At 60.0% G+C, this 15,271-nt stretch carries 13 protein-coding genes; 12 read left to right on the top strand and 1 reads right to left on the bottom strand.

Features of this window, described 5'->3' with window-relative positions; all coding sequences use genetic code 11:
- Positions 1-30: 30 nt before the first annotated feature.
- The 6 genes from M0D64_RS25575 (at position 31) to M0D64_RS25550 (ending at position 6,323) form a co-directional block, all read left to right on the top strand.
- Positions 31-924: an amidohydrolase gene (locus tag M0D64_RS25575; RefSeq protein ID WP_266259729.1), complete on the top strand. Its 894-nt coding sequence runs from the start codon at positions 31-33 to the stop codon at positions 922-924.
- Between the two features lie 53 nt (positions 925-977).
- Complete coding sequence (locus tag M0D64_RS25570) at positions 978-2,507, top strand: sugar ABC transporter ATP-binding protein (RefSeq protein WP_171928832.1); 1,530 nt, start codon at positions 978-980, stop codon at positions 2,505-2,507.
- Positions 2,504-3,562, top strand: a complete 1,059-nt coding sequence (locus M0D64_RS25565; protein WP_266259728.1) for an ABC transporter permease — start codon at positions 2,504-2,506, stop codon at positions 3,560-3,562. Before M0D64_RS25570 ends, M0D64_RS25565 begins: the two co-directional genes overlap by 4 nt.
- Positions 3,555-4,571 carry an ABC transporter permease gene (locus M0D64_RS25560; protein WP_154558418.1) on the top strand — a complete coding sequence of 339 codons (1,017 nt, stop codon included), beginning with the start codon at positions 3,555-3,557 and terminating at the stop codon, positions 4,569-4,571. Before M0D64_RS25565 ends, M0D64_RS25560 begins: the two co-directional genes overlap by 8 nt.
- 94 nt (positions 4,572-4,665) lie before the next feature.
- Positions 4,666-5,673 (top strand): rhamnose ABC transporter substrate-binding protein, encoded by a 1,008-nt coding sequence (gene rhaS, locus M0D64_RS25555; protein ID WP_154558419.1) that lies wholly within the window; start codon positions 4,666-4,668, stop codon positions 5,671-5,673.
- A 290-nt stretch (positions 5,674-5,963) separates the two neighbouring features.
- Positions 5,964-6,323, top strand: coding sequence for a host attachment protein (locus M0D64_RS25550; RefSeq protein ID WP_266259727.1), 360 nt, complete (start codon positions 5,964-5,966; stop codon positions 6,321-6,323).
- A 92-nt stretch (positions 6,324-6,415) separates the two neighbouring features.
- Here the strand turns inward: M0D64_RS25550 and M0D64_RS25545 are convergent, their stop codons facing one another.
- The gene (locus tag M0D64_RS25545; RefSeq protein ID WP_233464730.1) at positions 6,416-6,754 is read right to left on the bottom strand and encodes a DUF6566 family protein; all 339 of its coding nucleotides are present in this window, start codon (positions 6,752-6,754) and stop codon (positions 6,416-6,418) included.
- Positions 6,755-6,983: 229 nt separating this feature from the next.
- Here M0D64_RS25545 and M0D64_RS25540 point away from each other — a divergent pair, with 229 nt between their 5' ends.
- The 6 genes from M0D64_RS25540 to M0D64_RS25515 all read left to right on the top strand — a co-directional run bounded on the left by M0D64_RS25540 (position 6,984) and on the right by M0D64_RS25515 (position 15,271).
- Complete coding sequence (locus M0D64_RS25540) at positions 6,984-7,235, top strand: hypothetical protein (RefSeq protein WP_154558420.1); 252 nt, start codon at positions 6,984-6,986, stop codon at positions 7,233-7,235.
- A gap of 28 nt (positions 7,236-7,263) precedes the next feature.
- On the top strand, positions 7,264-7,464 hold the full coding sequence (locus tag M0D64_RS25535) for a hypothetical protein (protein WP_266259726.1): 201 nt from the start codon (positions 7,264-7,266) through the stop codon (positions 7,462-7,464).
- A gap of 144 nt (positions 7,465-7,608) precedes the next feature.
- Positions 7,609-7,989, top strand: a complete 381-nt coding sequence (locus M0D64_RS25530; protein ID WP_266259725.1) for a TraR/DksA family transcriptional regulator — start codon at positions 7,609-7,611, stop codon at positions 7,987-7,989.
- Between the two features lie 449 nt (positions 7,990-8,438).
- On the top strand, positions 8,439-11,228 hold the full coding sequence (locus M0D64_RS25525) for an ATP-dependent Clp protease ATP-binding subunit (protein ID WP_266259724.1): 2,790 nt from the start codon (positions 8,439-8,441) through the stop codon (positions 11,226-11,228).
- A 251-nt stretch (positions 11,229-11,479) separates the two neighbouring features.
- Positions 11,480-13,762, top strand: a complete 2,283-nt coding sequence (locus tag M0D64_RS25520; protein ID WP_266259723.1) for an FdhF/YdeP family oxidoreductase — start codon at positions 11,480-11,482, stop codon at positions 13,760-13,762.
- 120 nt (positions 13,763-13,882) lie between these two features.
- Entirely contained in the window at positions 13,883-15,271 is a 1,389-nt protein-coding gene (locus M0D64_RS25515; protein ID WP_171928839.1) for a cytochrome ubiquinol oxidase subunit I, read from the top strand.

The raw sequence follows: 15,271 nt of genomic DNA, 5'->3' as shown, positions 1-15,271 counted from the left end.
GTGCCTGACCTGAAGGGCGGAGGATGTCGCATGCAGGTTGTCGATTCGCATATCCATCTGTGGGATCTGAAGACGCATCGCTATCCGTGGCTGGAAAACCCGGGCGTGTCGTTCGTGGGTGACGCGCGCGATCTGAAGCACGACTATCTGCTCGATGATCTGCTCGGCGAGGCGGGCGATATCGAGGTGCTGAAACTGGTGCACGTAGAGGCGAATCACGATCCTGCCGATCCGGTCGAGGAAACCCGCTGGTTGCAGTCCGTTGCGGATCGTCCGGCCTCGCGTGGCATGCCGGATGCGATTGTCGCCGCCGTGGATCTGTCTGCGGCGAACGCACCCGAAATGCTTGAGGCTCACGCATCGTTTGCCAACACGCGTGGCATCAGGCAGATCCTGAACGTGCACGAGAACAAGTTGTTTGATTACGTGGGCCGTCATTTCATGCGCGAGCCGCAGTGGCGCGAACATTTTGCGTTGCTGCGCCGTTACGACATGTCGTTCGATCTGCAACTGTATCCGTCGCAGATGGAGGAAGCGGCTGCGTTGGCGCGCGCGCATGCCGATACGATTTTTATCGTCAACCATGCGGGCATGTTCGTGGATCGCAGCAGCGTCGCCGGTTATCGCGCGTGGCGTGACGGCATGCGCATGCTCGCGGATTGCAGGAACGTCGCGGTGAAGATCAGCGGACTCGCCATGTTCGATCATCAGTGGAGCGTCGAAAGCCTGCGGCCTTATGTGCTCGAAACGATCGATACCTTCGGCGTTGAGCGCGCAATGTTCGCGTCGAACTTTCCGGTCGATCGGTTGTTCGGCTCTTACCAGGATTTGTGGCACGCGTACGCGTCGATCGTCGACGGTGCGAGCGATGCTGAAAAAGAAGCGCTGTTTTGCCGTAACGCGGAGCGTTTTTATCGTATCTGACGTACCTGCCGCGTCTGACGCATTCCCAAAAGCAAAAGAGAAGGAGACACGTAGTGCAGCAATCCCCATCCGCGGTGCCCAGGCTCGAACTACGGCACGCGAGCAAATCATTCGGCCGGGTCCGTGCGTTATCCGACGGCGATCTCGCGTTGTGGCCGGGCGAAGTGCATGCATTGCTCGGCGAGAATGGCGCGGGCAAATCGACGGTCGTGAAGATTCTCGCGGGTGTGCATCAGCCGGATACCGGTGAACTGCTGGTCGACGGCGTGGCGCGCCGATTTGCAACGCCTGCGGAAGCACGCGACGCGGGTCTCGCGGTGATCTATCAGGAGCCGACGCTGTTCTTCGATCTCTCGATCGCGGAGAACATCTTCATGGGGCGGCAGCCGGTCGACCGGATCGGCCGCATTCAGTACGACGCCATGCGCCGCGAGGTGGATGGTTTGCTGGCCTCGCTCGGGGTCGATCTGCGTGCGGATCAACTGGTGCGTGGGCTCTCGATTGCCGATCAGCAGGTGATCGAAATTGCGAAGGCGTTGTCGTTGAACGCGAACGTGCTGATCATGGACGAGCCGACCGCCGCCTTGTCGCTGCCCGAGGTGGAGCGGCTCTTTGCAATTGTGCGCAAGCTGCGCGAACGCGATGTGGCGATTCTGTTCATCACGCACCGGCTCGATGAAGTGTTCACGCTGACGCAACGCGTGACGATCATGCGCGACGGCGCGAAGGTATTCGACGGGCTCACTGCCGATCTCACCACCGAATCCATCGTCGCGAAGATGGTGGGCCGTGATCTGGAAACCTTCTATCCCAAGGCCGACCGGCCACCGGGCGAAGTGCGATTGTCAGTGCGTGGACTCACGCGCATCGGCGTCTTCAAGGATATTTCCTTCGACGTCCGCGCAGGCGAGATCGTCGCGCTGGCCGGCCTCGTCGGCGCGGGGCGCAGCGAAGTGGCACGCGCGATCTTCGGCATCGATCCCCTCGATTCGGGTGAAATTTCGATTGGCGGTAAACGTCTCACCGCAGGCAGTCCGGCCGCCGCGGTGCGTGCCGGCCTCGCGCTGGTCCCGGAGGACCGTCGTCAGCAAGGGCTGGCACTGGAGTTGAGTGTCGCGCGCAATGCCTCGATGACGGTGCTTGGACGTCTCGTCAAACATGGGCTGATTTCCACGCGAAGCGAAACCCAACTGGCCAATCAGTGGGGCACGCGTTTGCGCCTCAAAGCGGGTGACCCAAATGCGCCGGTCGGCACGCTTTCCGGCGGCAATCAGCAGAAGGTCGTGCTGGGCAAGTGGCTCGCCACGAATCCAAAGGTCCTGATCATCGACGAACCCACGCGCGGCATCGACGTCGGCGCCAAGGCCGAGGTGTATGGCGCGCTGGCGGAACTGGTGCGCGATGGCATGGCCGTGTTGATGATTTCGAGCGAATTGCCGGAAGTACTCGGCATGGCCGATCGCGTACTGGTCATGCACGAGGGACGTATCAGCGCGGACATCGCGCGCGCCGAAGCAGACGAAGAACGCATCATGGGCGCGGCGCTCGGCCAACCGGTTCCACCGTTGGGGAACGCGGCATGATGCGCCATTCGACGACCCATCCCGCGCCGGTTCAGGCGTCAGCCCCCAAGCGCACCGGCAGCGCGCCGGGCGGCTTCATCGCGGGCATTGCGAAGAGCCGCGAAACGACGCTCTTCGTCGTGCTGATTCTGCTGATCGTGGGTACGGGGCTCGCAAAACCGCAGTTTCTGAATCTGCAGAATCTGCGCGACGTGTTGCTCAACGTGTCGATCATCAGCTTGCTGACGGCCGGCATGACCGTGGTCATCCTGATGCGGCATATCGATCTGTCGGTGGGGTCGACGGTCGGCATCAGCGCGTATGCGGTCGGCAGCCTGTACGTTGCGTTTCCGCATATGCCGGTGATTGTCGCGTTGCTGGCTGGACTGGCGATCGGTCTGGTGGCGGGCGGTATCAATGCGTTGCTCGTGGCCGTGGGGCGCGTGCCGTCGCTGGTAGCGACACTCTCCACGCTCTACATCTTTCGCGGCGCGGATTATGCATGGGTGCACGGCGGCCAGATCAACGCGACCAGTTTGCCTGACGCGTTTTCCCGACTCGCTACCGGCACTTTCTTCGGCATACCGACGCTCGCGTTGATCGCGATTGTCGTGCTGGCCGGTCTGGCTGTCTATCTGAAGCAGTTTCGCGGCGGACGCGAACACTATGCCATCGGCTCGAATCCGGAGGCGGCGCGGCTTGCCGGCGTGAACGTCGAACGTCGCGTCATGGCGGGTTTTCTGCTGTCCGGCGCGATTGCCGGTTTCGCGGGCGCATTGTGGCTCGCGCGCTTCGGCACCGTCGATGCAAGCACCGCGAAGGGCATCGAATTGCAAGTCGTTGCCGCCGCGGTGGTGGGCAGCGTGGCGATCACCGGTGGGGTGGGCACCATCCTCGGCGCGACGCTCGGCGCGCTCGTACTGGGTGTGATCAGTATCGCGCTCGTCGTGCTGCATGTCTCGCCATTCTGGGAGCAGGCGATCCAGGGGGCGCTGATCGTCGCCGCGATTACCGCCGACACCTTGCTGGCCCGCTCCGTCGCCAAACGCATGATGAGGAAACGCGATCATGGCTAAACCCGATTCCGCGTTGCTCACGCGCAAACGCGAAACGCCCTTGCAATGGGAAGTGTTGCTGGTCATCGTACTGGCCCTGTCGCTCGTGCTCGGGCGCTTGTTGTCGCCGGTGTTTCTCACCAGTGCGAATGTCAGCAACATCCTCGCCGATCTGACCGAGATCGCGCTGATGGCGCTGCCCATGACGCTGATTATCGTCGCCGCGGAAATCGACCTTTCGGTGGCGTCGGTGTTGGGCGCGTCCAGTGCGCTGATGGGCGTGCTGTGGCACATGGGCCTGCCGATGCCGGTCGTGATCGTGCTGGTATTGATTGCCGGCGCGCTGGCGGGTCTGCTGAACGGCCTCGTGATCGTCAAGCTCAATCTGCCTTCGCTCGCGGTCACCATCGGCACGCTGGCGCTGTTTCGCGGCCTCGCGTATGTGCTGCTCGGCGATCAGGCGGTCGCGGATTTTCCCGCAGCTTATACAGCGTTCGGCATGGACACGGTCGGCTCGACTTTCATTCCATTGCCTTTTGCGATCGTAATCGTCGGCGCGGTGCTGTTTACCGTGCTGCTTCAGTCTACGGCGTTTGGCCGCAGCCTCTACGCAATCGGTGCGAATCCGACCGCGGCGGCTTTCTCCGGTATCGAAGTCGCGAAGATCAGGCTGCGTCTATTCGTGCTGTCCGGCGCGATGAGCGCGCTGGCGGGCGTCGTCTATACGCTGCGCTTCACCAGCGCACGTGGCGATAACGGCGAAGGGTTCGAATTGTCCGTGATCGCGGCTGTGCTGTTCGGCGGCGTGAGTATTTTCGGCGGACGCGGCTCGATGTTCGGCGTCCTGCTCTCGCTGCTGATTATCGGCGTGCTGAAAAACGCGCTGACGCTCGACGATGTGTCGAGCGAAACGCTGACGATCGTTACCGGCGTGCTGCTGCTGGCATCGGTTCTGATTCCCAATCTGGTTGCGCGCTGGCGTGCGGCGCGTGACCGGCGTTTCATCGCGAAGTCCGCTTCTTCTTTATAACGTTCTCTTAAAACCGGCTCCACAAGAAATACCCAATACCAAATACCGACAACCCGGACAGCATGTCGTCCAACAACAAAGCAGGAGACAGCTCATGTTCAATCCTCTACGTCACACCGGCAAGACCGCGCTTTGCATTGCGCTAGTCGCGATCAGTTGTGCCGCGTCCGCGGCGGGCCTGAAAAGCGGCCTGAAGATTGCCTTCGTGCCGAAGCAGATCAACAACCCCTATGAAGTGATTGCGGACGACGGCGGCATGGCCGCGATCAAGGAGTTCAGCGGGGTGGGCAAGGTCGTGGGACCGTCGGATGCGGGCGCCTCGTCGCAAGTGCAATACATCAACACGCTGATCACGCAGCGGCAGGACGCGATCGTGATCGCGGCCAACGACGCGAACGCGGTCGTGCCGTATCTGAAGAAAGCGATGTCGCAAGGCATCAAGGTCGTGACCTTCGACTCCGACACGGCGCCTGAAGGCCGTCAGCTTTTCGTCAACCAGGCGAACGCGGAGGGTATCGGGCGGGGACAGATCCAACTGGTCGCGAAACTGATGGGCGGCGAGGGTGAGTTTGCCGTGCTGTCGGCCACGCCTAACGCGACGAATCAGAATACGTGGATCAAGTGGATGCAGGAGGAGTTGAAAAAGCCCGAGTACTCGAAGATCAAGCTCGTGAAGATCGCGTATGGCAACGACGACGACCAGAAGTCGTTCGTCGAAACGCAGGGCTTGTTGCAGGCGTATCCGAATCTGAAGGCGATTGTTGCGCCCACCACGGTGGGCATTGCAGCGGCGGCACGTTATATCTCGTCCTCGTCGAGCAAGGGCAAGGTACAGGTGACCGGCTTGGGCACCCCGAATCAGATGCGTGCGTTCGTGAAGAACGGGACCGTCAAGGCGTTCCAGTTGTGGGATCCGAATCAGCTCGGCTATCTGGCGGCTTATGCGGCAGCGGCGCTGTCCTCGGGGACGATTGCCGGCAAGGAAGGCGAATCGTTTGATGCCGGCAAGCTCGGCAAGCGCACGATCGGCCCGCAAGGCGAAATCATTCTCGGACCGCCGACCACGTTCGACGCGAGCAATATCGACAACTTCAATTTCTAGGCAGCGAGCGGGGCGCCGCAATTCGGGTACGGGATATGCGTGCCGGCCGGGCCAACCGGGAGCCGCTGCGGATATGCGCGGGAGGCGTTGGCGTGAACTTTAAGACCTATACTATGAATCGGTAAATCGACCGTGGGCGTAGCGGGTCCGAACTGCTATCTTGAGTGAGCGCCGTTCGGACCACGGATGATCATTGACGCAGCAGTTGGCGGCCGCGGTTTTCGGCGAGGACGAAGGCGAGCAGTCTGAACGGATGCCGTACACGCAGATAAATCCCTGCTTAGAGGTGCATGATGATCGGAATGACGTGGCTTGTTGTGGCTGACGGAGGCCGTGCGCGTGTTTTCCAGACGCCGGGACTCACGCTCGACTTGCATGAAAAAGAAAGTCTCATCAACACTGAATATACCGGCACGATGCTGACGGAAAAGGACCGCGAGAAATTCGCGAAGCGCGTTGCCGAGTATCTGGAGGCAGGGCGGCTCCATCAACTCTACAATCGGCTAAGACTTGCCATCGAGCCGAAGTTTCTCGGCATGGTCAAAGCGGATCTCAGCGAGGAAACCCGTCGATTGATATTCGAGCAAACCAGCGAGGATCTGTCGACGCTCAATGCCCGGCAAATTGAGGCGCACCTGCGGCGACACTGATCGGCTGCCTTCGGTGTGATATAGCCTTCACACAGTCAACCCGACCTGGCCACGGATCGTGGCCTCGCAGGGTTTCTGTGTTGATGTGTTATCTACACGCTGGTTTCCGAGCTACCCGATTCCTCGGCATCACGGAACCAGGTTTCCGCATGAGACCGCTCGGCAACCCATGAGCGAGACGGCGGCGTGTTGAACTCGCGATCGATGAACCGGCATCCCCATTCGACCCCGTCTCTTGCCGCCTCCTCTTCGGTTAGCCACTCGGGTTGAACGGTCATGGGACGAATATCGACGACTGTTCGGGTGCCGTGACTCACACTGACACTTGCGATCCAGGCGCCGAGCTTGTTGCGCTCAGGGCGCACGGCGATTTCGTATTCGCCGTAAGAAACAGTGCGTGTTGGCATCGTTTTCTCCTTTGCAGCGGTCATGATCGATATCCGCCCGCAACGCAGCGTGCGGGCCTCTCTTCTAGCGCCATCATGCCGTAACTCCAGCAGTCCGACACGCGGATTATTGAGGTTCAGTGACAAACCGGTAGGCGTATTTCACCAATATCTAGCATCGGAGAAACCCATGTTCACATGAACATGACTTGCTCATAGACTTCGAGTACAAAAGAATCGTGAGGCTCAAACTTTTCGGTTGACGGGAGGTTTCATGGCACAGAATGAACTTTCGTATCGGCGGTTCCAGATCGCCGCAACGATCTCACCGCTGCAGGGTAACCGGGGGATCGTCACGGTCGATGTCACAACCTCGGATCAGGAACGCATCGCCGATCTGGGAACGGCCCGCTTTCTCCATGTGGAACGATGGGTTGAAAGAAATGAGCCCGCTTTCCTTCAGGTCGTTGTGGACGAGTGCAAAGTCGCTATCGACCACTATGCGGACAACGTCGACGACAGTTGATTCTCCGTGTCTCGCATGAGGTGTTGCCATGCAGCAGGAATTCGATTTCTACATCAACCTGAAGAAACCGACACTCGGTCTCTATGTGCGCGCGGGAGCGGGCCTTCCCGACCTCGTCGACACAAGTGAATGGCAACTCAATGGACACGTGTGGCAAAGCGAGCTGACGCCAGACATTCTGAAGGGGCTCGAGGCGAACGGCCATGCGTTTCAGGAACTGGGTGCGTGATGGTTCATACCACGGTGAATCGGTGAGTAGAGCACGCCGTTCCGAAACGGTCGAGATAGCACTTTGATCTCTACAAATTAGTACTATTCTTGCCTTAGGCTGGGTTAGCGCGCTGTCGCCTGATATAGGGCGAGGGAGAGAACCATGTCGGAGCAGCACGGCACGTTGAGTGACGAGTTCATCGCACAGCAGCGCAAGCGCCTCCTCGCGTTACGCCAGGAACTGTTGGGTGGAGAGGAGAATACGATCGCGGACGAGCGAACAGCCGAGGAGGAGCACGGCGACGAAGCGCACGAGTTCGAGGACGAGGCGCAGGGCATGGCGCAGAACGAGGTCAACCAGGCGCTGCACGACGTGAACGACCAGCGCATCAGCGATATCGAGCGGGCGCTGCAGAAGATCGACGAGGGCACTTACGGTCTCTCCGATGCGAGTGGTGACCCGATACCGAAAGCCCGGCTCGAAGTCGCACCGGAAGCGATCCTGACTGTTGAAGAGCAGAGCCGTCGCGAGACCGGCAAATGATGGCGTCCAACGCCACTGTGATGTCGGAGAAGGCCTGATGCGTTCCTGAAGCCGGGCTGCGAAATCCTGTTCCATGAGGCCCAGCTGGCAGATTGCGCCAATGCCTATCATCGGAAAAACCAATGTTCCATTATTCACAAGCCCCTCATAGAATCCAAGGGCGGATTTTGGGTTTCGTTATGCTAATCATGTTGATATCGATGTTGTAACCAATCCGTATTGTTCAGACAGTGCTCGTCGAGCACAAACACGTGCTCCGCGCCGATTCTTAAACCGCGCTCGATGAGCCATCACTATCACGGGTCCCCGGTTATTGAGCCAGACAAACGGACCATGAACAGTGACTCAGGTGACGTGTTGGCGAAGCCCGTCACGCCTTCGCAACTCATATGACCGCGCCCCATAACCTTTTACGTAGCCGGATGCTTTAACCGAAAAGGTGACTCCCGATGCCAGCCCTCTGCGAAATCTGTAACGCCCGTCCCGCTGTCGCCCGTGTAACCGTTGTGCAAAACGGGGAGCGGAAATCCTTATCGATCTGCGACTACGACTACCGGCAACTAATGCGGCATCAAAGCATGCAGAACCCATTCGATTCATTGCTGGGGGGCGGTGGCCTGTCGCGCTTCTTTGGCGGCATGGAGGACGGGGACGAGGACGATGACGCTGGATACGCCGAAGTGCCGCGTGAATCGGTCGATGCCACCGATGCTTTCAGCGAGCAGACACTCGAATTATTGCAGCGCGCTGCGGAAAAGGCACACGAACTTGGCCGCAACGAACTCGACACCGAGCACCTGCTGTACGTGCTTGCGGACACCGATGTGTGCGCGGCTTTGCTGAAGGAACTCAAGCTCTCACCGCAGGACATCAAGGCTTACATCGATCAGCATGCGCAGAAGGGAAAGGGTGACCCTGACTCGCCGGTCGACAAGATGACCGTGTCGCCTCGTTTGAAAAAGGCGTTCCAATATGCGTTCCAGGCGTCGCGCGATCTGGGGCATTCGTACGTCGGCCCGGAACATCTGCTCATTGGGCTTGCTGCCGTGCCGGACAGTATCGCGGGCACCCTGCTCAAGAAATATGGCGTGACGCCGGAGGCGTTGCGGCAGAAAGTCGTGAAAGTCGTCGGTAAAGGGGCGGAGGACGGCCGCGTCGACGCGCCAACCGGCACGCCCAACCTTGACAAGTTCGGGCGCGACCTCACGGCGATGGCACGTCAGGGCAAACTCGACCCGGTGCTCGGCCGCGCGCAGGAAATCGAAAGCACGATCGAGGTGCTCGCGCGGCGCAAGAAGAACAACCCCGTGCTGATCGGCGAGCCGGGTGTCGGCAAGACGGCGATCGTCGAGGGCCTGGCGCAACGCATCATCAACGGCGACGTGCCTGAAGTGCTGCGCGGCAAGCGGCTCGTCGAAGTCAACATCAACTCGATGGTGGCGGGCGCGAAGTATCGCGGCGAGTTCGAGGAGCGCGCCAAGCAGTTGATCGATGAGGTCACGGCCAAGAAGGACGAACTGATCCTGTTCATCGATGAACTGCACACGATCGTGGGCGCCGGGCAAGGCGGGGGAGAAGGCGGCCTCGACATCGCGAACGTGCTCAAGCCCGCGCTTGCGCGCGGCGAGCTCAGTCTGATCGGCGCAACGACACTCAACGAGTATCAGAAGTACATCGAAAAGGACGCAGCGCTTGAGCGGCGCTTCCAGCCGGTGTTGGTGCCGGAACCGACGGTCGAGCAGACCATCGTCATCCTGCGCGGCCTTCGCGACAAGCTCGAGGCACACCACCAGGTGACTTTCGCCGATGATGCGTTCGTTGCGGCAGCCGAACTGTCGGACCGCTACATTACATCGCGCTTTTTGCCCGACAAAGCCATTGACCTGATTGACCAGGCGGCGGCACGCGTGCGCATCGGCGCGACTTCGCGTCCCGCGGCCATCCAGGAGCTCGAGGCCGAAATCGCCCAGATGAAGCGCGAGCAGGATTATGCGTCCTCGCGCAAACGTTTCGATGAAGCGAAGGCTTTCGAGGCCAGCATCGGCGAAAAGCAGTCGAAACTCGACGAGCAGATGGAGGCATGGCAGCGCAAGACCGGCTCGGAGACGCTCGAAGTGACCGTGCAGTCAATCGCCGAAGTGGTGTCGCGTCTTACCGGCATTCCCGTCACGGAACTCACGCAGGAAGAGCGCCAGAAGCTGCTGGATATGGAGAAGAAGCTGCGCGAACGCGTGGTAGGCCAGGACGACGCGGTGATTGCCGTGAGCGATGCTGTACGCCTGTCACGTGCCGGACTCGGCCAGACGAACCGGCCGATCGCGACGTTCCTGTTCCTCGGACCCACGGGCGTCGGCAAGACCGAACTCGCGAAGGCGCTGGCAGAAACCGTGTTCGGCGACGAGCAGGCGGTTGTTCGTATCGACATGTCCGAGTACATGGAGCGTCACGCGGTTGCACGGTTGATCGGCGCTCCTCCGGGCTACGTCGGTTACGACGAGGGCGGGCAACTGACCGAGCGCGTCCGGCGGCGCCCTTACTGCGTGATCCTGCTTGACGAGATCGAGAAGGCGCATCCCGACGTGTACAACGTGCTGCTGCAGGTGTTCGACGACGGGCGGCTGACCGACGGCAAGGGCCGTGTGGTGGACTTCAGCAACACGATCATCATAGCGACGAGCAACCTCGGCGCGTCGATCATCATGGACAACCTAGAGAAACCTGAGGGGGACCGTCAGACCGAGAAAGCAATCCGCGAGGAATTGATGGGGGTGCTCAAGGGGCACTTCCGGCCGGAATTCCTGAACCGGATCGACGAGATCATCGTCTTCCACGGACTCTCGCGCGACAACATCCGCTCGATCGTGCAGATCCAGCTCGAACGGGTCGTGCGCACCGCCGCCGCGCAGGACATTACCCTCAAGATAGACGAATCGGTTGTCGATCACCTCGCCGATGCCGGTTACCGGCCGGAGTTCGGTGCACGCGAGTTGAAGCGCCAGATTCGTCAGGAACTGGAAACGCGGCTTGCGAAGGAGATTCTCAGCGACGCCTTGAAGTCCGGCGACAGCGTCGAGGTCAGTTACGACAAGGACAGCGGCGAAGTGAAGTTCAGCAAGAGCGAGGCGCCGCCTACGCCTAAGGCGACGGGCGCGAAGGGTAGCAACGGACGTGTGAAGAAGAAACCGTCCAAAGAGGTCAGTAGCCCCGAGGCAACGGAAAGCGCCCATTCGAAGGGATGAGGTGCGTAACCCTCTGGGAGACGCCGCTACGTCATCGCCGGCGGCGTGCGGACTCCCAGTCTGGGCGATACAGGCGCTGTGACCGCACATGTACTGTGTGTACTGTGCACGCTCGCCACGGGTCGATCTGTACCTTTCGCAGCGTATCAACCCAGCTAGACTGATTCCGTATCCACGCTTTATGCCGTGATGCGACGTAACCTCAATCCGGATGGCCATCAGGCATCCTAATAAAGGCCATGGAGTATCAAATGACCACACGACGCGAAGTTCCTGGAATCCGACCGTATGACGGACCCGCTGGGGGCTGGGGAGCGCTCCGGGCGACAGCTCAAGCCGTCCGAACCCAAATGGAAAGCATCGAGGCGCCGATCACGTTGATGCGGACCAATCAGCCCGACGGTTTCGATTGTCCGGGTTGTGCGTGGCCTGACAAGGAGCACAAGTCCACGTTCCAGTTCTGCGAGAACGGCGCCAAAGCGGTCACATGGGAAGCGACGACCAAGCGCGTGACGCCGGAGTTTTTCGAGAGCAACACGGTGTCGTCGCTGCTGCAACGGACGGATTACGAACTGGAGGATCTTGGCCGGCTGACGCATCCGCTCGTCTACGACCGCGCCACGGACAAATTCCGGGCGGTCGAATGGGAGGACGCATTTGCTCGCATTGGTGAAGTGCTGCGCGGGTTGTCCTCGCCCGACGAAGCCGAGTTCTATACCTCAGGCAGAGCGTCGAACGAGGCCGCCTACCTTTTTCAGTTGTTCGCGCGGGAATATGGCACCAACAATTTCCCGGATTGCTCGAATATGTGCCACGAGCCGACCAGCGTTGGCTTGCCCCAGTCGATCGGGATCGGCAAAGGCACGGTATCGCTGGATGATTTCGACAAGACCGAACTGATTCTCTCGATCGGCCACAACCCCGGCACGAATCACCCGCGCATGATGGGGACGCTCCACGAATGCTCGCGGCGCAACGTGCCGATCATCGTGTTCAATCCGCTGCGCGAGCGCGCGCTGGAGCGCTTCGCCGATCCGCAGAGCGTTTTCGAAATGGCGACCTTTGCGTCGACCCGAATCGCGTCGACCTATTTTCAGCTCGACGCCGGCGGAGACGCCGCCGCGCTCAAAGGCATCATGAAGGCGCTCCTGCAGATGGACGCGGAACAGGGCAACACTGTCCTGGACCACGAGTTCATTGCAACGCATACCCAAGGGTTCGACGCGTTTGCGGCCGATCTGGAAGCGACGTCATGGGACGATATCGAAAAGGCCAGTGGACTCACGCGTGAGGATATCGACGAGGTTGCGATTGCCTATGCAAAATCCAATGCGACGATTGTCACGTATGGCATGGGCGTTACCCAGCATAACAAGGGCACCGCCAATGTCCGTCTGATTGCGGATCTGTTGTTATTGCGCGGCAACATCGGCAAACCCGGCGCGGGCATCTGTCCTTTGCGCGGGCATTCCAACGTGCAGGGGAACCGCACTGTCGGTATCACCGAAAAACCGTCTGCCACCTTCCTCAAGCAGATCGAAGATGTATTCGGCTTCAAGCCGCCCGCGGCGCACGGACACGATGCCGTCCAGGCGATGCAGGCGATGATCGACGGTACGGCCAAGGCCCTGATTTGCCTGGGCGGAAACTTCGCCGTCGCGTTACCCGATTCCGAGCAGTGCTTTCCGGCAATGGGTAAGCTCGATTTGAGCGTTCATCTCGGTACCAAGCTCAATCGTTCGCACCTGCTGGTGGCAAAAGAAACGTACGTGCTGCCTGTGGTGGGGCGCACGGAACTGGATATCCAGGCGACCGGCCGGCAATCCATTACGGTCGAGGATTCCATGTCGATGGTCCACGCTTCTTCGGGCAAGCTGAAGCCCGCGTCCGAACACCTGCTATCCGAGCCGGCGATCGTCGCCGGTATTGCGAGAGCTGCGTTACCGAACAGCAAGGTGGCGTGGTCGGATCTGGTTGCCGATTACGACAAGATCCGGGACCTGATCGAACAAACCGTGCCGGGATTCGAGGCATTCAATGCCCGCATCAGGGTGCCCGGAGGATTCCGTATGCCGCTTCCTCCAACGGAACGCGTGTGGCCCACGCCGTCAGGCAAGGCGATGTTCTCGGTGTACGGCGGGGTGAAGGAAGATGCAGACGTTTTCGGCGCTGAAAATGTGCTGCGTCTCATCACGATCCGCAGCCACGACCAGTACAACACCACCATCTATGCCATGGACGATCGTTACCGTGGCGTGTTCGGCCGGCGTGACGTGCTGTTTATGAACGAAGACGATCTTGCCGCACGTGGACTCGAGCATGGCGATCTGGTCGACATTGAAACGATTTCAGCGGGCAGGCAGCGTAGCTTGAAGAAAATAACGGTAATTGCTTACAACATCGCGCCGGGTTCAGTGGCGGCATACTATCCTGAAGCCAACGTGCTGGTGCCGCTCGACTTCATCGACAAGGAGAGCGGTACGCCTTCGTACAAGTCTGTTCCGGTTCATGTTGTGCGCTCTGCAGACGCCTGACTTTGAGCGATAGCGGGTCGATCAACCGGGCGTGCGCGTCCAGTTGACCGGCCTGCCGGATAGCGGGCGTGAACGCCGTTTTACGCAAATTCTGTTGTCACCTGGAGCCATTGATCGATCATGGAAATCTTCGATGCATTCCACCTTGCGAGGCTGCAGTTTGCGTTCACCGTTTCATTTCACATTATTTTTCCCGCGATCAGTATCGGCATGGCGAGTTTCCTCGCCGTGCTGGAATGGCGTTGGCTGCTCACCGGCGATGTGGCCTACAAGGATATGTTCCAGTTCTGGTCGAAGATCTTCGCGGTCGGCTTCGGAATGGGGGTGGTCTCGGGTGTGGTGATGGCCTACGAGTTCGGCACCAACTGGAGTGGATTTTCCAGCGTGGCCGGCAACGTCACGGGGCCGCTCCTGACCTATGAGGTGCTGACGGCGTTCTTTCTCGAGGCCGGCTTTCTCGGCGTCATGCTGTTTGGCTGGCAACGCGTCAGCCCACGCGCGCACTTCTTCGCCACGCTAATGGTTGCGGTGGGCACGCTCATTTCCACGTTCTGGATTCTCGCGTCGAATAGCTTTATGCAGACGCCGCAAGGATTCGCCATCGAGCATGGTCGGATCGTACCGGTCGACTGGATGAAGGTGATTTTCAATCCGTCGTTTCCGTATCGCCTCGCGCATATGACCATTGCCGCGTTCATTGTCGCGGGCTTCATCGTTGCTGCGTGCGGTGCGTGGCATCTGTTGCAGGGCCGGCGCGACAAACCCGTCATGCGTAGTTTTTCGATGGCGCTGTGGATCCTGCTTTTCCTGACGCCGATACAGATTTTCGTTGGCGATGCGCACGGACTCAACACGCGCAAATATCAGCCGGCCAAAATCGCGGCAATCGAAGGCCTGTGGGAAACCGAGCACGGGGGCACCGCGCTCAACCTGGTCGGCCTGCCCGACATGAATGCGGAAGTGACGCGATATACGATCCAGATACCGCATCTGGGCAGCCTGATCCTGACTCACAGTTGGGATGGCGAGATTCGCGGCCTGAAAGAGTTTCCGCCGGAGGACCGTCCGTATTCGCCGATCGTGTTCTGGACTTTCCGCGTCATGGCGGGTCTCGGCATGCTGATGCTGTTGACGGCGCTGCTTGGCTTACTGCTCAGACTGCGTGGCCGTCTCTACGAGACGCGCTGGTATCAGGGTTTCGTCCTGTGCATGGGACCTTCTGGAATCGTGGCGCTATTGGCGGGGTGGATAACGACGGAGGTCGGTCGCCAACCCTGGACGGTCTACGGTGTCCTGCGTACAGCGGACTCCGTCTCGCCGGTCAGCTCCCAGCAGGTCGGCGTTTCCTTGCTGATCTTTGTGCTGGTGTATTTCCTGGTGTTCGGCATGGGCTTCTATTACATGATGAAGATGATGAAACGCGGACCGGAGGAGCACGTCGAGCGCCGCGAGTCCCGCCGGCATCCGGTCTTGCGTAATCGCCCGTTGGACGCACTGGAAGGGGAGTGA

It is taken from the genome of Paraburkholderia sp. WS6, assembly GCF_030464835.1.
Taxonomy (GTDB): Bacteria; Pseudomonadota; Gammaproteobacteria; order Burkholderiales; family Burkholderiaceae; genus Paraburkholderia; species Paraburkholderia madseniana.
This window is presented reverse-complemented; position numbering and strand designations above follow the sequence as displayed.